The sequence below is a fragment of the Mizugakiibacter sp. genome, from assembly GCF_039680435.1.
Classification (GTDB): Bacteria; Pseudomonadota; Gammaproteobacteria; order Xanthomonadales; family Rhodanobacteraceae; genus Mizugakiibacter.
Window position 1 is genome coordinate 14339 of record NZ_JBDKSX010000037.1, and the last position, 18559, is coordinate 32897.

An 18559-nucleotide genomic window follows, 5' to 3' on the forward strand; every position below is an offset into this window, starting at 1 on the left:
GCGGCCCCCGAACGGCCCGCCCGCCGGTTTCCGAAGCTTCGCCGTTTGCCCGGGCGGCGGGAAGCGAACCCGGTCACGTTTGGGCCCGCGGCCCGCGATTCGTCCGCCTGCGGCGCGGGTTTCCTCCCCGGCAACGCAGGAGCGGCTGGGGGGAGGAACCCCGACCCCGGAATGCGATCCCGACCCCATCCGTCCCGCCGAGGCGGGGCGGGAGCCCACCGGCCGGGAAGGAAGTCGCCCGGCCTCAGGACCCGCCCAGCGCGCGGTGAACGGCGCGGATCACGCGTTCCGCCTGGGCGTCGTCCAGCGCCGGCGACAGCGGCAGGCTGGCCGTGCTGCGGCCCAGGCGCATCGCGTTCGGCCACTGCTCGGGACGCCAGCCGAAGCGCTGCTGGTAATAGGGATGCTCGGGCACGGCGAGGTAGTGCACGCCGGTGCCGATGCGCGCCGCGTTCATCGCCTCGAGGAAGGCGTCGCGGGCGAGGCCGCAGCGCGCCTCGTCCAGCATGATCGTGAAGAGGTGGTGCGCGTGGCGCGTGCCCGCTTCGGGCGGGGCCGGCAGTGCGACCGGCAGATCGGCGAAAGCGTCCATGTAGCGCATCCACAGCGCGGCGCGGCGGCGCCAGGCGGACTCGACGCGCGCGAGCTGGTGGATGCCGATCGCGGCCTGCAGGTCCATCATGTTGTACTTGAAGCCGGCCTCGACCACCTGGTAGTGCCGGTAGCCGCGGTCGCCGAAGCGGTGCCAGGCGTCCTTGCTCATGCCGTGCAGGGCCAGCACCTTGGCGCGCGCAACGTGCGCCTCGTCGCGGCCGAGGATCATGCCGCCCTCGCCGGTAACCACGTTCTTGGTGGCGTAGAAGCTGAAGCAGCCGAAGTCGCCGAAGGTGCCGGCCTTGCGGCCGCGGTACTCGGCCTCGATCGCGTGCGCGCAATCCTCGATCACGAGCAGGCCGTGCTTCGCCGCGATCGCCATGATGCGGTCCATCTCGCATGGCCGGCCGGCGAAGTGCACCGGCAGGATCGCGCGCGTGCGCGGCGTGATCGCGGCCTCGACCGCGGCCGGGTCGAGGTTCTGCGTGACGGGATCGACGTCGGCCAGCACCGGCGTCAGGCCGGCGTGGATGATCGCATTGACGGTCGCGCAGAAGGTCAGCGGCGTGGTGATCACCTCCGCGCCGGGCTCCAGTCCGGCGGCGACCATGGCGACGTGCAGCGCCGCGGTGCAGGAATTCACCGCCGCCACCCGCGCGGGCGCGACGCCCTTGAAGGCGGCGAAGTCGCGCTCGAACTGCGCGACGCGCGGGCCGGTGCCGAGCCAGCCCGAGCGTAGGCAGGCCTCGACTTCGGCGATCTCGGCCTCGGCGATGTCGGGCGCGCCGAAGACGAGGAAGGGTTCCGCCGCTGGGGTCTCGTTCATGCGTGGGGCGTCCGCGCCGCAAAGCGGCTATTGCATCCCAGCGCGCCGCTCGTCGCAAGCGTGCCCCTGCAGGAGCGGCCCACGCGCGTTTGCATGCGCACCGTCACGCCGGAACCGCCGCCGCTTCGCGTTATCATGCGCCGGTCGCACGGGGAATCGAGACCTTGCTGAGCATCGTTCTGCCCGCCAAAAACGAGGCGCCGGCCCTGGTCGGCCTGCTGCCGCGCCTGCGCGAGGCGCAGCCGGATGCCGAGATCATCGTCGTCGACGACGGCTCCAGCGACGGCACGCCCGCGCTGTGCGCGCAGCACGGCGTGCGCTGCCTGTCCTCGCCGTACTCGATGGGCAACGGCGCGGCGATCAAGCGTGGCGCGCGCGCCGCCGCCGGCGACGTGCTGGTGTTCATGGATGCCGACGGCCAGCACGATCCGGCCGACATCGCGCGCCTGCTGGCGCGGCTCGACAAGGGCTACGACATGGTGGTCGGCGCGCGCGACTGGGACGGCCAGGCCGGCGTCGGCCGCGGCCTCGCCAACACGCTGTACAACTGGCTGGCCAGCCGCATGACCGGCGCCCGCGTCGCCGACCTCACCTCCGGCTTCCGCGCGGTGCGCGCCGACAAGTTCCGCGAGTTCCTGCATCTGCTGCCGAACGGATTCTCGTATCCGACCACCAGCACCATGGCGTTCTTCCGCAGCGCCTACGCGGTCGCCTACGAACCGATCCGCGTCGTCCAGCGCATCGGCCGCAGCCACATCCGCCCGCTGCGCGACGGCGTGCGCTTCCTGCTGATCATCTTCAAGATCGCCACGCTGTACTCGCCGCTGAAGCTGTTCGTGCCGGCCAGCGCGCTGTTCTTCCTGCTGGGGTGCGTCAACTACGCCCACACGTTCCTTCACGAGGGGCGGTTGACCAACATGACCGCGCTGCTGTGGAGCGCGTCGGTGATCGTGTTCCTGATCGGGCTGATCTCGGAGCAGATCACCGCGCTGCTGTATCGGCCCTTGCATTGAAGGCGACCCCGCTCCGCACGCATCCTGCCGCGAGGTGCCGTCCGCTCATGCGTGTGCTCATGGTGAGTACGTCCTATCCGCGCGACGCGTCCGACTGGCGCGGGATCTTCATGGCCTACCTCGCGGGCGCGCTCGCCCGTGCGGACCAGGTCCAGCTCGCGCTCTGGGCGCCGCCGGGCGAGCTGCACGCGTGCGCCGCCTTCGCCACCTCGCCGCGCGAGGCCGACTGGTTGTCCGGGCTGATGGCCCGGGGCGGCATTTCGCACTGGATGCGCACGCAGCCGCTGGCGGGGCTCGCCGCGGCCTGGCGCCTGCTGCGCCTGCTGCGCGCCGCTTATCGGCGCCTGACCGACGTGGACATCTACCACATCAACTGGCTGCAGTGCGCACTGCCGCTGCCCGACAACGGCAAGCCCGCGCTGATCACGGTGCTGGGCAACGACATGAAGCTGCTGCGGCTGCCGTTGATGCGTGCCGCCCTGCGGCGCGCGATGCGGGGCCGCAAGGTCGCCATCTGCCCGAACGCGCGCTGGATGGACGCGCCGCTGCGCGCCGCGTTCGGCGACGTCGCGACCGTCATCCCGGTGGTTTTCGGCATCGATCCGCTCTGGTATGCGATCGAGCGCGACATCCGCGCGGGCGAGCCGCGCCGCTGGCTTGCGGTGACGCGCCTGACCGCGAACAAGCTCGGTCCGCTCTTCGAATGGTCGGAGCCGCTGTTCCGCGACGGCGCGCGCGAATTGCACCTGTTCGGCCCGATGCAGGAAAACATCGCGGTGCCGGCATGGGTCCACTACCACGGCTCCGCCACGCCGGAGCAGCTTGCGGGCGAATGGTTCCCTCGCGCGCACGGCCTGGTCACGCTGAGCCGGCATGCCGAGGGACGCCCGCAGGTGATGCTGGAAGCGATGGCCGCGGGGCTGCCGATCGTCGCCTCGCGCATGCCCGCGCATGCGGACATCGTCGCCGATGGCGTCACCGGCGCCCTGTGCGATTCCGCCGCGGCTTACGCCGACGCGCTGCGCGCCCTGGAAGATATCGGGACCAATCGCCGCTTCGGCGCGGCGGCGCGCGCCTGGGCCGCCCGCGAGATCGGCACCTGGGACGACTGCGCCGGCCGTTATGTAGACATCTACCGGCGGCTGCTGGGGCGCGATGCCGATGCGTGACCGCATCCTGATCCTCGGTGCCGGCGGATTCGTCGGCAGGCATCTGGCGCGAGCGCTCGCGCAGCGCGGCGAGCGGGTCATCGCCGCCGGCCGCAGCGCGTTCGATCCGGCCGCGGCGGGTATCGAGACGCAGGTGGGCGAACTGCGCGCGCCGCAGGACTTCCTGCCGCTGCTGGCGCGCAGTCGCGCCGTCGTGCATCTGGCGTCGGCTTCCACGCCGGGCAGCACCGCGGCACAGCCGCTGCTGGAGCTGGAACAGAACCTGCGCCCGACGCTGGCGCTGCTGCAGGCGCTGCAGGAGCATCCGGCGACGCCGCTGCTCTACGTGTCCTCCGGCGGCACGCTCTACGGCGCGCAGGACGACCGCCGCGCGGACGAATCCGCGCCCGTCTCGCCGCGCTCGTATCACGGGGCGGGCAAGATCGCCGCCGAGTCCTTCATCGCCGCCTGGTGCAGCCAGTTCCGCGCCGCGGCCACGATCCTGCGGCCCTCCAACCTGTACGGGCCGGGGCAGACCGAGCGGGCCGGCTTCGGCGTGATCCCCACCGCGTTCGGCAAGATCCTGCGCGGCGAGGCGCTGCACGTGTGGGGCGACGGATCGGCGATGCGCGACTACCTCTACATCGACGACTTCATCCGCCTGTGCATCGCCGTCCTCGACGCGGAGCCTTCGCGCGGGTCGCGCGTGGTCAACGCTTGCAGCGGCGCCAGCGTCAGCCTCGAAGCGTTGTTCGCCGAAATCGAGCGCGTGACCGGGCGGCGCCTGCAGCGCACCTACGATGCCTCGCGCGCCGTGGACGCGCCGCGCGTGAACATGGACGCGTCGCTGGCGCGCGAAATCTACGGCTGGATGCCGGATACGTCCCTGCACGAGGGGCTCAGGCGGACATGGGAATGGTTCGGCACTACCCGGCATTGAATCGCCCGGCGGCGCCGGACTGCTCGGTCTGCATCGCCAACTACAACGGCGCGGACCTGCTCGTCGATTGCCTGGATTCGGTGCTGGCGCAGCGCGGCGGCGTGTCGATCGAGATCATCGTCCACGACGACGCCTCCACCGACGGGTCGGTAGCGCTGTTGCGCGAACGCTATCCGCAAGTGGAACTGCTCGCGAGCGCCGACAACGTCGGCTTCTGCGTCGGCAACAACCGCATGGTGGCGCACGCCCGCGGCGCGTACGTCCTGCTGCTCAACAACGACGCCGCGCTGTATCCGGACGCACTGGAGACGCTGCTGGCGGATGCCCGCGCAAGGGCGCGTCCCTGCCTGCTGACGCTGCCGCAGTACGACTGGGAAACCGGCGTCCTCGTCGACAGGGGCTGCCGGCTCGATCCGTTCTACAACCCGGTGCCCAACCTCGACCCGCGGCGCACCGACGTGGCGATGACCATCGGCGCCTGCCTGTTCGTTCCGCGCGCGACGTGGGTGGAACTGGGCGGCTTTCCGGAGTGGATGGAATCGATCGGCGAGGACCTGTACCTGTGCTGCCTGGCGCGCCTGCGCGGTGTCGCCGTGGCGGTCGCGCCGCGCAGCGGCTATCGGCATCGCCAGGGCGTCAGCTTCGGCGGCAATCGCGTGCAGGCCGGCAAGCTGCGCACGACCTTCCGTCGGCGCCGCCTGAGCGAACGCAACAAGACGGCGACGATGCTCGTCTGCACGCCCACCCGGCTGGTCTGGCCGCTGCTGGCGCTGCATCTCGTCGTGCTGAGCCTGGAGGGTGCGATCATGGCCGCCTTGCGGCGCGATGCGCGGATCTGGCGCGAAATCTACGCCCCGGTCTGGGCGCTCGTCGCGTCCGGCCGGCACGAGCTGCGTGCGCGGCGCCGGCAGGTCCAGGCGGACCGGCGGATCGGCCTGCGCGCCTACGCCCGCGGGTTCGTGCCCGTGCCGCGCAAGCTGTCGATGCTGCTGCGGCACGGGCTGCCGACGGTAAGGTGAGTTTGCGACGAGCCGGAAGTTGCGTTCGGGATGATGCGGGATGGAATGGGGCGAGGAGCGGTCGTCCTCGCTCCGTCGGACTGCCCGCCGGCCTGGCCTGCGTCCGATCGGCAACGTGAGGCCGGAGGTGGTGTGCAGTAAGCTCTGGACAATGGGCCGATCGCCATGCGCGGCATGGCAAATGGCCATGAACGGCGACCATGACCGTATCGGTCCCGGCCGTATGTTCGGTTCATGTGGATAAGCGAGCGATGTTCAACGACAAATCCATCTTGATCACTGGCGGGACGGGATCCTTCGGCAAGAAGTACGTCAGGACGCTGCTGGAGCGTTACCGGCCGCGGCGCCTGGTGATCTATTCGCGGGACGAGCTGAAGCAGTACGAGATGCAGCAGGTGTTCAATGCACCATGCATGCGCTACTTCATAGGCGACGTGCGCGATCGGATGCGCCTGATCCAGGCGATGCGCGGCGTGGATTTCGTCATCCACGCGGCCGCGCTGAAGCAGGTGCCGGCGGCTGAATACAACCCCATGGAGTGCATCAAGACCAACATCCATGGCGCCGAGAACGTCATCCACGCCGCGCTCGAGAACGAGGTCGAGCAGGTGATCGCCCTGTCCACCGACAAGGCGGCCAACCCCATCAATCTCTACGGCGCCACCAAACTCGCGTCGGACAAGCTGTTCGTCGCCGCCAACAACATGGCGGGTGGGCACAAGACCACTTTCTCGGTGGTGCGCTACGGCAACGTGGTCGGGTCGCGCGGTTCGGTGGTGCCCTTCTTCAGGAAGCTGATCGAACAAGGGACGGACCACCTGCCCGTCACCGATGCCCGCATGACCCGCTTCTGGATCTCGCTGCAGCAGGGCGTGGACTTCGTGCTGAAGAACTTCGAGCGCATGTTCGGCGGCGAGATCTTCGTGCCGAAGATCCCCTCCGTGCGGATCGTCGATCTCGCTGCGGCGATGGCGCCCGGCCTGCCGCACAGGATCGTCGGCATCCGCCCGGGCGAGAAGCTGCACGAAATCATGTGCCCCGGCGACGATTCGCACCTGACGCTCGAGTTCGAGGATCACTACGTCATCAGGCCCACGATCACCTTCGTCAGCCGGCGTAACGAGTTCCACGTCAACAGGGCGGGTGAGGAGGGAAGCCCCGTGCAGCATGGCTTCGAATACAACTCCGGCACCAACCCGCGTTTTCTCGATGTTGCCGAGATCGCCGAGTTCAACAGGTTCGCCGAGGCCTGAGCCATGATTCCCTACGGTCGCCAGGACATCACCCAGGCCGACGTTGACGCCGTGGTGGACGTGCTGCGCTCGGATTACCTGACGCAAGGGCCGATGGTGCCGCGTTTCGAGCAGGCGGTTGCCGGCTATTGCGGTGCGAAGCATGCGGTGGCGGTCAACAGTGCGACATCCGCCCTGCACATCGCCTGCATGGCGCTGGGGCTGGGGCCGGGCGATTGGCTGTGGACGAGTCCGATAACGTTCGTGGCTTCGGCCAACTGCGCGTTGTACTGCGGCGCACAGGTCGATTTCGTCGACATCGATCCGGCGGCCTGGAACCTTTGTCCGACAGCGTTGGAAGCGAAGCTCGTCAAGGCCGAGAAGAAAGGGCGGCTGCCCAAGGTGGTGGTGGCAGTGCATCTGTGCGGGCAGCCGTGCGACATGCGGGCGATCCACGCGCTGGCGAAGAAATACGGCTTCCGCGTCGTCGAGGATGCGTCGCACGCCGTGGGCGGGCGGTACTGCGGAGAGCCGATCGGCACTGGGCGCTACAGCGACATCACCGTATTCAGCTTCCACCCCGTCAAGGTCATCACCACCGCCGAAGGCGGCATGGCGCTGACCAGCGATGACGGTCTGGCCGCCAGCATGGCGCTGCTGCGCAGCCATGGCATCACCCGCGATCCGGCGCAGATGACCCACGAGTCCGATGGCCCCTGGTACTACCAGCAGATCGCGCTCGGCTACAACTACCGCATGACCGAACTGCAGGCGGCGCTGGGGATCAGCCAGATGCGGCGCATCGACGACTACGTGGCGCGCAGGCATGCGATCGCGCGCCGCTACGACAGCCTGCTCGCCGCGCTGCCGGTCACCGTGCCGTGGCAGCATCCGGATGGCTATTCCGGCATGCACCTCTATGTCATACGCCTGAGGCTCGACCGGATCGGGCGCAGCCACCGAGAGGTCTTCGATGCCATGCGCGCCAGCGGCATCGGCGTGAACCTGCACTACATCCCCGTGCACACCCAGCCGTATTACCAGCGTCTCGGCTTCAAGCCGGGCGACTATCCCGAGGCGGAGCGGTACTACGCGGAAGCCATAAGCCTGCCGATGTTCCCGACGATGAGCGAGGAGCAGCAGGACGACGTGGTGGCGGCACTTCGCATGGCCGTGCAGCCGTGAAGCTTGCCATCATCCCGGCCCGAGGCGGCAGCAAGCGCATCCCGCGCAAGAACATCAAGCCGTTCTGCGGCAAACCGATCATCGCGTGGTCCATCGAGGCGGCCGTGGAGAGCGCTTGCTTCGACGAGGTCGTCGTCTCGACGGACGATGGCGAGATCGCCGAGGTTGCAAAGCGGTACGGCGCATCCGTGCCGTTCACGCGGCCGACCGGACTCGCGGACGACCACACCGGTACCGGCGCGGTGGTGGCCCACGCGATCGAATGGTTTGCGCGGCTTGGCAGGCCGCCGGAGCTGGCCTGCTGCATCTATGCCACGGCTCCGTTCGTGACGCCCGATGATCTCGTTAGAGGGCTGGACGTGCTCGAGCGCAGTGGCAGCGATTACGCGTTCGCCGTCACCGGCTACGCGTTCCCGATCCAGCGCGCCATCCGCATCAATGCGGCCGGCAGGGTCGAGATGTTCCATCCGGAACACTTCACCACCCGCTCCCAGGATCTCGAGCCGGCGTTTCACGATGCGGGACAGTTCTACTGGGGGCGTTCGTCCGCCTGGCTTGCCGGCAAACCGGTCTTCTCTCCGGACGCGTCGCCCGTCATCCTGCCGCGCTATCGCGTGCAGGATATCGACACGCCCGAGGACTGGACGCACGCCGAAGGCATGTTCGGCGCCATCCAAAATGGCGCGGCCGCCTGCTGCCAGCGCAACGACAAATGACGAGAGCAGAAACCATGCCCTACAAGACCGAGCAGGAAGCCTTCTGGGCGGGCGAGTTCGGCACGGAGTACATCGGCCGCAACGCCGGCGACAAGCTGCTCGCCGCCAACCTGGCCTTCTTCGCGAAGGCCCTTGCCAGCGCCCGTAGGGTGACCAGCTGCATCGAGTTCGGCGCCAACATCGGCATGAACCTCCGTGCCTTGCAACTGCTCCATCCGGGGCAGGAGCAGCATGCCGTCGAGATCAACGAGACCGCCGCAGCGGAACTCGGCAGGATCCTTCCGGCCGATCACGTCCACCGGGCGTCGATTCTCGATTTCGTCCCGTCGCGAACCTGGGATCTCGCCCTGATCAAGGGGGTGCTGATCCACATCCATCCCGACTGGCTGCCGCGGGTTTACGATGCGCTGCACGCCGCAGCCGGACGCTACCTGCTGGTATGCGAGTACTACAATCCGACCCCGCAGGCGATCAGCTACCGTGGGCACCGGGATCGCCTGTTCAAGCGCGATTTCTGCGGCGAGATCCTCGACCGGCACCATGATCTCGAATTGATCGACTACGGCTTCGCGTATCGACGCGATCCCAATTTCCCGCAGGACGACATCACCTGGTTCCTGATGGAGAAGCGCGGTTGAACCCGTGACGCACCGGACGAGGCTCGAAAGACGGTCGGATTGAGGATGGCTGCATGAAAGTCGCATTCCGTACCGACGCGTCCCTGGCCATCGGCAGCGGACACCTCATGCGCTGCTTGACGCTGGCGGATGCGTTGCGGAAGCGCGGCGCGGCCTGCACATTCGTCTGCCGCGAGCATCCGGGGCACCGCAACGATCTGGTCCGTGCGCGCGGCTTCGCGCTGCAGCCGCTTCCGCCGCCGACGGTATCGTCTGGCTTGCCGGGCGCCGGCAAGCCTCGACACGCGGGGTGGCTCGGTGCCGACGGGTCGGAGGACGCCGCGCAGACCATCGCCGCCATCGGCACGGCACGGCCGGACTGGCTGATCGTCGACCATTACGCAGTGGACGCTGCCTGGGAGCGCAGGCTGGGGCCCCATGTCCGGCGCATCATGGTCATCGACGATCTGGCTGACAGAAGCCACGACGCCGACCTGCTGCTGGATCAGAATCTCGGGCGGCGCGAAGAAGACTACGAAGCCCTTGTGCCGGCCGGCTGTCGCCTGCTCACCGGCCCTCTTTATGCGCTGTTGCGCCCCGAGTTCGCGCGGCTGCGCGAATACAGCCTTGCGCGTCGGCGCCGGCCGGGGCTCGGGCATCTGCTGATTGGTATGGGCGGCGTGGACGCCGACAACGCCACGGGCGCCGTGCTCGATGCCCTGCACCAGGCCGCGTTGCCCGTGGATTGCCGCGTCAGCGTCGTGCTCGGCAGCCAGGCGCCGTGGCTGGCCAAGGTGCGTGAACAGGCGGCCCGCCTCCGGCAGCCCAGCGAGGTGAGGGTGGACGTCGCGGACATGGCCGAGCTGATGTCCGAAAGCGACCTCGCAATCGGTGCCGCCGGGACCACATCGTGGGAGCGATGCTGCCTCGGCCTGCCGGCGATCGTGGTCGTGCTTGCGGACAATCAGCGCAGCAGCGCTCGCGCGCTCGCCGCGTGCGGGAGCGCACAGTTGATCGGGATGGCCGACGACATTGCCGCCAACCTCCCCCCGGCATTCGCATCGCTGACTCGGGCAGATGCCCTCGCGCGGATGTCCCAATCCGCCGCCGCCGTGTGCGATGGACGCGGTCTCGAGCGCGTCATCGAATACATGTATCCGAGTGAGGCATCCGTGCAGCCGGTTTGCGCCATGAGACCGATGGTTGGTGCGGATGTCGAGCAGGTCTTGCGCTGGCGGAATCATCCGGATATCCGTCGGTACATGTACACCCGGCACGAGATCAGCCCGGCCGAGCACGAGGCGTGGTTCGAACGGAGCCTGCGCGATCGCAGCCGCCACTTGTTGATTGCCGAAGAGGCCGGGCGGCCCCTGGGCTTCGTCAGTTTCAAGGAAACGGGATCCGACCGGATTGCCGAGTGGGGGTTCTACGCGGCGCCGGATGCGCCGAAGGGAACCGGGCGCAAGCTCGGTGCCGCGGCGCTTGCCTACGGCTTCGGCGCGCTCGGATTCCACAAGATTTGCGGTCAGGCCATGGACTCGAACGAGCGCTCCATCGCGCTTCACCGTGCACTCGGTTTTTCCGAAGAAGGAAGATTGCGCGACCGGGACCCCAGTGACGAGCGTTATCGCGTAGTGCTTTGTTTCGGTCTGCTCGCAGACGCATGGCGGCATGGGAAATGAGGGCCTGATGCATGTCGGATATCCCCAGCATTGCAGTTGCGGGCCGCAGGATCGCGGCCGATCGACCGCCCTACGTGATTGCCGAGCTGTCCGCGAACCACAACGGCAGGCTGGATACCGCCTTGAAGATCGTGGAGGCGGCGAAGGCCTGCCGTGCCGACGCCGTGAAGATCCAGACCTACCGCCCGGACACGATCACGCTGGATTCCGATGCCGAGGAGTTCAGGATCCGCGGTGGACTGTGGGACGGACGCACGCTCTACGAACTGTATGAAGAAGCGCATACGCCATGGGAATGGCATGCGCCGCTGTTCGAACACGCGCGCAAGCTGGGCATCACCATTTTCAGCTCGCCGTTCGATCGCACGGCCGTGGACCTGCTGGAGGATCTCGACGCGCCGGCCTACAAGATCGCCTCTTTCGAGGCCGTCGACCTTCCGCTGATCAAGTATGCGGCGAGCACCGGCAAACCCATGATCATCTCCACCGGCATGGCCGATGCCGAGGAGATCCAGGAGGCGATCGACGCCGCGCGCGCCGGCGGCTGCCGGGAGCTGGCCATCCTGCGCTGCGTCAGCGGCTATCCCGCGCCCGCTTCCGACTACAACCTGCGCACCATCCCGGACATGATCGAGCGCTTCGGCGTGGTCACCGGCCTGTCCGACCACACGCTCGACAACGCGACGGCCATCGCCAGCGTGGCGCTCGGCGCGTCCATCGTCGAAAAGCATTTCACCCTGGATAGGAGCGGTGGAGGCCCCGATGACAGTTTCTCGCTGGAGCCTGCCGAACTCGCCGCGCTCTGCAGCGGGGTGCGCACGGCGTGGGAGGCGCTCGGTGGCGTGGATTACGGCCGCAAGTCCAGCGAGCAGGGCAACGTGAAGTTCAGGCGATCGCTGTACTTCGTGAAGGACATGAAGGCCGGCGACCGCGTTACCGCCGATGCGGTCCGCAGCGTGCGGCCTGGTTACGGCCTTCCCCCCAAGTTTCTCGACAGCATCGTCGGCAAGAAGCTTGTCCGCGCGGTGGCGGCGAACACCCCGGTCGCATGGGAGCATATCGAGACTTGATACGGTTCGGAGTGCGTGCCGGGCACGACCATCTGCGGAGCGGGGACAACAGCGGCACACCATGAGCGGCAAGGCCTCCATCGTCATCGGTTTCACGCCTTTTCACCTCTTGCCCATGCTGGAGGTGCTGCAGGCGATGGAGGGCGACGCGTACTTCTTCCATCCGTCGGCCGACGACCCGCGCGTCGGCGCCGACGGGCGATGCCCCGTGTTCCTGGGGAAGTGCAACGACCCGCACCGGCGCCGCATCGAGAAGTACTTCCGCGCCGGCCGCGACATCGACGGGATCGCGAAGCAGTACGGCGAGGTCGATGTCTACGTTCCGCATCCCTTCAATCCGCTGTCCAATCGTGCGTTCTTCCATCCACGCGCGAGTGGGAGATTCATTTATCAGGATGGTCTGCTCAACTATTACGATGCGTTGAGCCCGCTTTCCTCCTTCATGCCACGCGCAAGGCAGATCGCCAAGGCGGCTGCCGCGGGGCTTCCGTACCGGGCCTACGTGGGGCATCTCAGCGGCGTCGACAGCCGCACGGTTTCCGGCGGCTTCTTCACGCATCCGGACCGGATCGTGCGTGCGGACCGCTTCCCGATCCTGCGGCAACTCCACTTCGGCCGCGGCAATGCAGGCAGCCGACCCGCTGCCGATGGCGGCACGCTGTTCCTGGACCAGCCGATCGAAGAGGTTGTCGATGCCGAGGTCGCGCGCGAACTGCGGCGGCGTACGCTCGATTACGTCAACCGCCTTGGCGGCAGCGTCCACTACAAGCCGCATTACTCCCAGAAGGACGCGAGGTGCTTCGACGCGGCATGGCGTCCGGTCGGGCGCGAGTTCGGCGCACTGCCCGCGGAATGGGTGGCGCCGAAGCTGGGCGTGGCCAACGTGGTGAGTTTCTTCACGTCGGCGTTGGCGAACATCGCCATGAGCAGCGATGCTGTTGCGTGCCATGCGACGGCCGCGCACGTGGTGCCGATTTCGATCGATGGCCGCCAGGCATCGCTGGCGGAACTGCTGTCCGGCTTCGGCGTGAAGACGGTCGATCTTCTCCCGCCGCGCCGTCGGTGAGCGGATTGCCGGCGCGTGCACGGGCAACTCGGGGCGCCGCTTACGAGTCCGACGTGGAGCGCCCGAATCGTGCGAGCGCCCAGAGCAGCAGCGCCGTGGCGGCCTGCGTGATCAGCAGCATGGCTACCGCGCCCTTGAGCCCGAAGCCGGGCACGCAGAGCAGGGCGGCGATCAGCAGCAGCGCGATGCCGGCGGCCTGCGCGAACACGCGCAGATAGCGCCGGCGGCTGGTGACGAGCACGTTGCATCCAAGCGCGTAAAAGCCGTACAGCATCGGTGATAATGCGAGCCAGCGCGCGGCTTGGGCGGCGGGTCCGAAACTTTGGCCGAGCAGGAACGGAAGAATGTCGCTGAGCACCCAGGCCGCGAACCCGGCCAAGACCCCGTAGACGAATGTGATTCCCACCAGGGTGCGCACCAGCCGTCCGTGTGCTTCGCGCCCTTGCTCGTAGGTGCGGAAGAGCCGCGGCAGCGCGGCCATGCCGAGCGAGGTCGCAGGAATGGCCAGGACGGCGACAAGACGATATGCGGAGCTGTAGATGCCCGCCACTTCGCTGCCGGCGAGTTTCAATACCAGCGTCTTGTCCAGCGAGGTCATGCCCGTCTCGACCAGGCGCATGAGCGAGAAGCCGAAGCCTTCGCGCATGTCCCTGCGCTGGAGCGAGAACGGCGCCGCTGGCGGCGAGAGGAGCACGCGCACCAGCGCGATGGCGCAGACAGCAGCCAAGACGGACGCCACTGCGTGGAAGGGCAGATAGAACTCCAGTGCCGGCGCCTTGGCCAGCAGCAGGAACGCGCCGGCCGCGAGCAGGTTTCCGATGGGGATCAGCACGTAGAGCGCTCCTGCCCAGCCCATGCGCTCGTGCGCCTGAAAGGCGTAGCTGGCGAGCACGGTCAGCGGAAAGCAGATGAGCTCGGGCAGGCCCACGGCCGCGAACGGCAGGATGCCGATGCGAGCTTGAATGAGCGCAGGTGCGATCGCGAGATAGAGCACCCACAGCACCACGCCGCTGCCGGATGCCAGCAGCAGGGCGCGCTTCCACGCAACCGGGAAGTTCGCCCGATCACGGGATGTATCCTGCAGCATCAGCACGCCGAAGCCGAGTCCGGTCAGCGCCCCCAGTGCACTCGCCAGGCCTGCCATGCCCGCGAACAGGCCGTAGCCGTCCGGGCCGATGGCGCGCGCGATCATGACGACCCACAGCGCCTGGGCGGCGACGCGGGCGATCATCCAGCCGGTGGCAAGCACGGTGTTGCGTGCGAGCGGGCCCGTCGGGATGCGCCGGATGATGGAGGGCGGCGACACGGGCATCTCAGGCCGTGCGCTGCCGGGCGGGAGCGGGGGCGCTGGGCCGGCGAGCGACGGTCATCAGCGATCCAGCAGGACGTGCAGTTCTGCCAGGTTCCTGTCGAGCCGCCCGCCGACATTCAACGATTGCAGCTGCTGCAGCGCCTGCATGGCGTCGGCCCGGCGGCCCATGGCGGCCAGCATGCGCACCTGGGTGATGTGGTAGGCCGGTTCGTTTGGCTTGGCGTCGACGGCCTCGCCGGCCATGCGCAGGCCCAGCGCACGATCCCCCAGCACGTTCCACGCGTAGTCGGCGTAGGTGGCGAGCATGCGCGCGCTGGGATGCGGGTGCGAAAGCGCGGCGAGGAAGGCCTCGAGCATGCGGTCCCTGGGCAGGTCGCACAGCTTCTCGCGCGCGCACTGGGTCAGCGCGCCGAGCGAGCTTTCGTCCTGCACGCCGGGCTTGTGCGCCTTCAGCTTGGCGGTCATGCCGTCCCACCAGGCGGGTTCGAGCGGCCGGTGCAGGCGCGCGTTGACCATGATCAGCGCCTGCTCGGGCAGGATCGAGGAGCCGGGCAGCGCCATCGCGCGTTCAAGCGGCGCATAGATGAGCGGAGTGAAAGGCGAGGCCGGATCGTAGTTCGACAGCACGACGTAGGTGCGGCCGAGTTCGTACTGCGCGCGCGGCGAGGCCGGCGCGCGCAGCGCGAGATCCTCGGCCAGCCGCAGCGGATTGCCCCAGGCGTAGGCGGTCAGCGCGGTCTGCGCACCCCACAGCACCAGCAGGCCGCCGAGCAGGACGCGCCGCGCCAGCGGCATCGGCGCAGCGGCGCCGGCCAGCGGCGGGACCGCGGCGAGCAGCAGGCCGAAGCTGGCGAAGTAGTTGCGGTGCTCGTAGACCAGTTCGAGCGGCAGGATGGTCGCGGTCAGGGTCTGCGCGCCGAGGAACAGCACCAGGCCGAGCGCGGCCAGCGGCGCGCGGCGGCGCAGCGCCGCGGCCAGCGCCAGCATCGCGACGATGCCGAGCATGCTGGGCAGCGTGGTCCACGGGGTGAGCAGGCCGGTCGAGACGCGATAATCGTCGTGGTAAAACGACAGCGCGTGCGGCGTGGGCAGCAGCGTCCAGCGCACGTAGTCGAGCACGATGCGTGGTTCGGTCAGCAGGCGCTCGCCGAGGGTGAAGTCGCGAATGGCCCAGGGCGACGGCTTGAGCAGCCCGGGCAGCATCCAGGCGAGGCCCAGCGCGAGCGGGACGAACAGGACCAGGGCGAACAGCCCCCACAGCGCGACATCGTGCCTGCCGCCGCCGCGCCAGCGCAGCAGCGCCCATTCGATCAGCAGCGCGTACAGCGGCAGCAGCGCGGCGGTTTCCTTGGCCGTCAACCCCGCGACCGTGCCCAGCCCGAGCGACGCCGCGCACAGCGCGAGGCCGCGCCAGCGTTGGCCGTCCAGCATGCGGCGACGGCCGGCCAGGTAGCCGAGCAGCCCGCCGAGCACGAACAGGTTGGCCAGGCTCTCCATGCGCTGGACGACGTAGGCCACCGCGGTGAAGTTGATCGGCAGCAGCATCCAACCCGCGGCGATCAGCGCGGCGACGGCCTCGTTGCGCAGGTCCGGTGCGCGGGTGGGTGTGGCGCCAGCCGCGATCGTGGGTGGTCGCGGGCCCGCCATGCGCAGAAGCTGCCGGGCCAGCAGGAACACCAGCAGGCCGTTCAGCAGGTGGATGACGAGATTCGTCAGCTTCATGCCGAACGGATCGAGTCCGTCGGCGAGGTAGTTGGCGGTGAAACTCAGCGAGGCCAGCGGGCGCTTGAAGCTGCTGGACGGCGACGACAGCGCGGCCGCGGCCAGATTCCCGGGGCTGGCCTCGGTAACCTGCAGCGCCTTGTTGTCGACGATGTTGGGGAAGTCGTCGAAGATGTAACCGCCGGACAGGCTGGGCCAGTACGCGGCGGCGGTTGCGAGCAGGGCGACGGCGAACGCGATCCGGGGCAGGCGGCGGATGATCGAGGCGCGCATCGGCTTCAGTTTCGGTGAGTGGAGTCGGATGCAGCGGCTTGCCGGTCGGCGTCTTGCTGAAGGTTCGTCCGCATCCGCGTCAGTTCGTGTTCCCAGTAACGCTGCCGCTCGAGCACCCGGGCGTGCAGGGTCGGCATGCCGGGGCCCGGCGGAACCGCGTGCCCCGCTATGCGTGCATAGTAGTCCAAGTGTGCCAGACCGAGGCGCGGCAGGCCGGCGGAGCCGAACAGCGCGGCCTGCTGGAGCGCTACCTCGACGCGCGGGTTGAGGGCAAGCGCCCGGTTGAAATTCGCGAGCGCACGGGAAGCATCGTGCATGGCCAGGGCGAGCTCGCCCTCGATGTGCAGCAGGTCCTGGTGCGGGCCGAACTGTCCGCCGAGGTCGGGGTTGGCAAGCGCTGCGTCCAGCAGGCGCTGGATCACGGCGAAGTCGATGCCCGGGCAGGCGCGCGCCTTCGCCATGTCGATGGTGCGTTCGAACCAGCTCATCAGCAGGCTGCCCGGGTTGCGCGTCGTGCGCAGGGCCTGTTCTGCGCCGAGCAGGTCGGCTTCACTCACGCCGCCGGCAGCGCAGCGCGCGGCCAGCAGATTGAGTGCAAGCTGGACTTCAGCGGGGCGCGTCCGCAGCGGCGGCGTCAGGCGCGTGATTGCCAGATCGGGTCGCCCGCGCTGCATCTCGGCCTGCGCGGCGAACGCCTGCGCGCGTGGGGATGCCGGGTTCAATCGTGCCCACAGCAGCGCCTGGTCGGTCTGGTTGCCCCACAGCGACGCGCCGGCATGGGTCATCAGCGCAAGCCCTGCAAGCAGCACGAGCGCAAGTGCGCGCCGGGCGGCCTTCATCGTCGCGTCGTCGCCGAGCCACAGCGCCAGCGGCCAGAATATCAGCATGGCGGGCACGTAGTTGCGGTGCTCGAAATAGAGTTCCAGCGCGATGGTGGTGGACTCGACCAGGTGGCCGGCGAAGTAGAACGCGACCGCCAGCGCCAGCACCGGTTGGCGGCGGCGCAGCCACCATGCCAGCCCCAGCAGCGCGGCAATGGCGAGGATCGCGGCCAGCGTGGACGGCGGCGCCAGCAGGCCCGTCGAAGCCTGGATCTGGTCGTTGAACAGGCCCGACGTGTACGGCCGCGGCAGCCACAGCAGGCCGAGGTAGTCGATCAGCACGCGCGGCTCGGTCAGCAGGCGCTGGCCCAGCGTCCACGGGCGCAGCGCGCCGATGCCGTGCGTGATGCCGAGCCAGCCGGCGCGCAGCAGGTAGCCGAGGATCGCGGCGGTCGGCAGCCACGCCAGCACGGCCATCGTCCAGCGGTAGGTGCGCGCGCTGTGTGCCGGGAATCCCGCGGATCCATAGGGCGGAACCCGCGCAGCGGCTTCCGCCGGACGTGGGGGGGTGTGCTTCCCGGAACGCGGTTGTGTGTCCGCGGCCGCGGCTGGAGCCGCTCCCACAGGCAGGTGGCGCAGCAGCAGGTATTCGACCAGCAGCGCGTACAGCGGCAGCAGCGCGCCGGTGGGCTTGCACAGCACGCCCAGCAGGGTGCCGCCGCCGAGACCGGCGACGACCCACGCCGCGCCGGTAAGCGCGCGCCCCGTGTGCAGGCGTTCGCGGCCGTGCAGCCAGGCGTGCAGGCCGAGCAGGACGGTTGTCGCGGGCAGGATCGCCTCGCGCTGCACGATGTACAGCGTGGTCGAGACGAACAGCGGGTGCAGCAGCCACAGGCCGGCGCCGATCGCGGCGGCGAGGTCCGCGCGCGCCGGCACGTAGCCGGCGGTGCGGCCGAGGCGGCGCAGCAGCAGCGCCAGCAGCGTGCCGTTCAGCAGGTGCAGCAGCAGGTTGGTGCGCAGGAACGGCGCGGGGTCCGCGGGCCAGTCGTGCGCATCGATCAGGAAGCTCAGCATCGACAGCGGGCGGCCGACGGGATCGTTGCGGCCCGAGGTGATGTAGCGCCAGAACGCGGGTGCGTTGTCGATAGGCCCCTTGGCGCCCAGCGCCGGCAGGTTGGCGTAGTCATCGAACAGGAAGCCGCCGGACAGTCCCGGGCGGTAGCACCACGCCGCGGCCAGCAGCAGCGCCGCGCAGGCGAGCAGGAACAGCGGTAGGCGTCGGGTCATGGCGGGCCTGAAAAAAGAAGGGCCGCACAAGGCGGC

15 protein-coding genes are annotated in these 18559 nt (G+C 68.9%); 11 read left to right on the plus strand and 4 right to left on the minus strand.

The window, feature by feature from the left end; genetic code table 11:
• Positions 1-244: 244 nt before the first annotated feature.
• A complete protein-coding gene (locus ABFC67_RS04200) occupies positions 245-1420 on the minus strand; it encodes a DegT/DnrJ/EryC1/StrS family aminotransferase (protein WP_346736791.1) in 1176 nt (391 codons plus the stop codon).
• Between the two features lie 164 nt (positions 1421-1584).
• Here ABFC67_RS04200 and ABFC67_RS04205 point away from each other — a divergent pair, with 164 nt between their 5' ends.
• From ABFC67_RS04205 to ABFC67_RS04255, 11 genes are all read left to right on the plus strand, one after another.
• Entirely contained in the window at positions 1585-2433 is an 849-nt protein-coding gene (locus tag ABFC67_RS04205; RefSeq protein WP_346736792.1) for a glycosyltransferase family 2 protein, read from the plus strand.
• Positions 2430-3602 (plus strand): glycosyltransferase, encoded by a 1173-nt coding sequence (locus ABFC67_RS04210; RefSeq protein ID WP_346736793.1) that lies wholly within the window; start codon positions 2430-2432, stop codon positions 3600-3602. Before ABFC67_RS04205 ends, ABFC67_RS04210 begins: the two co-directional genes overlap by 4 nt.
• Positions 3595-4521 (plus strand): NAD-dependent epimerase/dehydratase family protein, encoded by a 927-nt coding sequence (locus ABFC67_RS04215; RefSeq protein ID WP_346736794.1) that lies wholly within the window; start codon positions 3595-3597, stop codon positions 4519-4521. Before ABFC67_RS04210 ends, ABFC67_RS04215 begins: the two co-directional genes overlap by 8 nt.
• Positions 4497-5540: a glycosyltransferase family 2 protein gene (locus tag ABFC67_RS04220; RefSeq protein WP_346736795.1), complete on the plus strand. Its 1044-nt coding sequence runs from the start codon at positions 4497-4499 to the stop codon at positions 5538-5540. Before ABFC67_RS04215 ends, ABFC67_RS04220 begins: the two co-directional genes overlap by 25 nt.
• Before the next feature lie 251 nt (positions 5541-5791).
• Positions 5792-6793, plus strand: coding sequence for a UDP-N-acetylglucosamine 4,6-dehydratase (inverting) (gene pseB / locus ABFC67_RS04225; RefSeq protein WP_346736796.1), 1002 nt, complete (start codon positions 5792-5794; stop codon positions 6791-6793).
• Positions 6794-6796: 3 nt separating this feature from the next.
• Positions 6797-7957 carry a UDP-4-amino-4,6-dideoxy-N-acetyl-beta-L-altrosamine transaminase gene (gene pseC, locus ABFC67_RS04230; RefSeq protein ID WP_346736797.1) on the plus strand — a complete coding sequence of 387 codons (1161 nt, stop codon included), beginning with the start codon at positions 6797-6799 and terminating at the stop codon, positions 7955-7957.
• On the plus strand, positions 7954-8673 hold the full coding sequence (gene pseF, locus ABFC67_RS04235; RefSeq protein WP_346736798.1) for a pseudaminic acid cytidylyltransferase: 720 nt from the start codon (positions 7954-7956) through the stop codon (positions 8671-8673). Before pseC ends, pseF begins: the two co-directional genes overlap by 4 nt.
• Positions 8674-8687: 14 nt before the next feature.
• A complete protein-coding gene (locus ABFC67_RS04240; RefSeq protein ID WP_346736800.1) occupies positions 8688-9311 on the plus strand; it encodes a pseudaminic acid biosynthesis-associated methylase in 624 nt (207 codons plus the stop codon).
• Between the two features lie 53 nt (positions 9312-9364).
• Entirely contained in the window at positions 9365-10972 is a 1608-nt protein-coding gene (gene pseG / locus ABFC67_RS04245) for a UDP-2,4-diacetamido-2,4,6-trideoxy-beta-L-altropyranose hydrolase (RefSeq protein ID WP_346736801.1), read from the plus strand.
• Positions 10973-10983: 11 nt separating this feature from the next.
• Positions 10984-12042 carry a pseudaminic acid synthase gene (pseI, locus tag ABFC67_RS04250; RefSeq protein WP_346736802.1) on the plus strand — a complete coding sequence of 353 codons (1059 nt, stop codon included), beginning with the start codon at positions 10984-10986 and terminating at the stop codon, positions 12040-12042.
• A gap of 61 nt (positions 12043-12103) precedes the next feature.
• Entirely contained in the window at positions 12104-13108 is a 1005-nt protein-coding gene (locus tag ABFC67_RS04255; RefSeq protein ID WP_346736803.1) for a hypothetical protein, read from the plus strand.
• 40 nt (positions 13109-13148) lie between these two features.
• Here the strand turns inward: ABFC67_RS04255 and ABFC67_RS04260 are convergent, their stop codons facing one another.
• The 3 genes from ABFC67_RS04260 to ABFC67_RS04270 all read right to left on the minus strand — a co-directional run bounded on the left by ABFC67_RS04260 (position 13149) and on the right by ABFC67_RS04270 (position 18523).
• The gene (locus tag ABFC67_RS04260) at positions 13149-14414 is read right to left on the minus strand and encodes an oligosaccharide flippase family protein (protein WP_346736804.1); all 1266 of its coding nucleotides are present in this window, start codon (positions 14412-14414) and stop codon (positions 13149-13151) included.
• Positions 14415-14477: 63 nt separating this feature from the next.
• Complete coding sequence (locus ABFC67_RS04265) at positions 14478-16415, minus strand: hypothetical protein (RefSeq protein ID WP_346736805.1); 1938 nt, start codon at positions 16413-16415, stop codon at positions 14478-14480.
• Between the two features lie 5 nt (positions 16416-16420).
• The gene (locus ABFC67_RS04270; protein WP_346736806.1) at positions 16421-18523 is read right to left on the minus strand and encodes a tetratricopeptide repeat protein; all 2103 of its coding nucleotides are present in this window, start codon (positions 18521-18523) and stop codon (positions 16421-16423) included.
• Positions 18524-18559 lie beyond the last annotated feature (36 nt).

What these genes read in the sequence shown, in the direction of transcription:
- ABFC67_RS04200 (WP_346736791.1), bottom strand. Translation starts at nt 1,420, where the DNA reads ATGAACGAGACCCCAGCGGCGGAACCCTTCCTCGTCTTCGGCGCGCCC.
- ABFC67_RS04265 (WP_346736805.1), bottom strand. Translation starts at nt 16,415, where the DNA reads ATGCGCGCCTCGATCATCCGCCGCCTGCCCCGGATCGCGTTCGCCGTC.
- pseB (WP_346736796.1), top strand. Translation starts at nt 5,792, where the DNA reads ATGTTCAACGACAAATCCATCTTGATCACTGGCGGGACGGGATCCTTC.
- ABFC67_RS04255 (WP_346736803.1), top strand. Translation starts at nt 12,104, where the DNA reads ATGAGCGGCAAGGCCTCCATCGTCATCGGTTTCACGCCTTTTCACCTC.
- ABFC67_RS04220 (WP_346736795.1), top strand. Translation starts at nt 4,497, where the DNA reads ATGGTTCGGCACTACCCGGCATTGAATCGCCCGGCGGCGCCGGACTGC.
- pseG (WP_346736801.1), top strand. Translation starts at nt 9,365, where the DNA reads ATGAAAGTCGCATTCCGTACCGACGCGTCCCTGGCCATCGGCAGCGGA.
- ABFC67_RS04215 (WP_346736794.1), top strand. Translation starts at nt 3,595, where the DNA reads ATGCGTGACCGCATCCTGATCCTCGGTGCCGGCGGATTCGTCGGCAGG.
- ABFC67_RS04240 (WP_346736800.1), top strand. Translation starts at nt 8,688, where the DNA reads ATGCCCTACAAGACCGAGCAGGAAGCCTTCTGGGCGGGCGAGTTCGGC.
- pseI (WP_346736802.1), top strand. Translation starts at nt 10,984, where the DNA reads ATGTCGGATATCCCCAGCATTGCAGTTGCGGGCCGCAGGATCGCGGCC.
- ABFC67_RS04270 (WP_346736806.1), bottom strand. Translation starts at nt 18,523, where the DNA reads ATGACCCGACGCCTACCGCTGTTCCTGCTCGCCTGCGCGGCGCTGCTG.
- pseC (WP_346736797.1), top strand. Translation starts at nt 6,797, where the DNA reads ATGATTCCCTACGGTCGCCAGGACATCACCCAGGCCGACGTTGACGCC.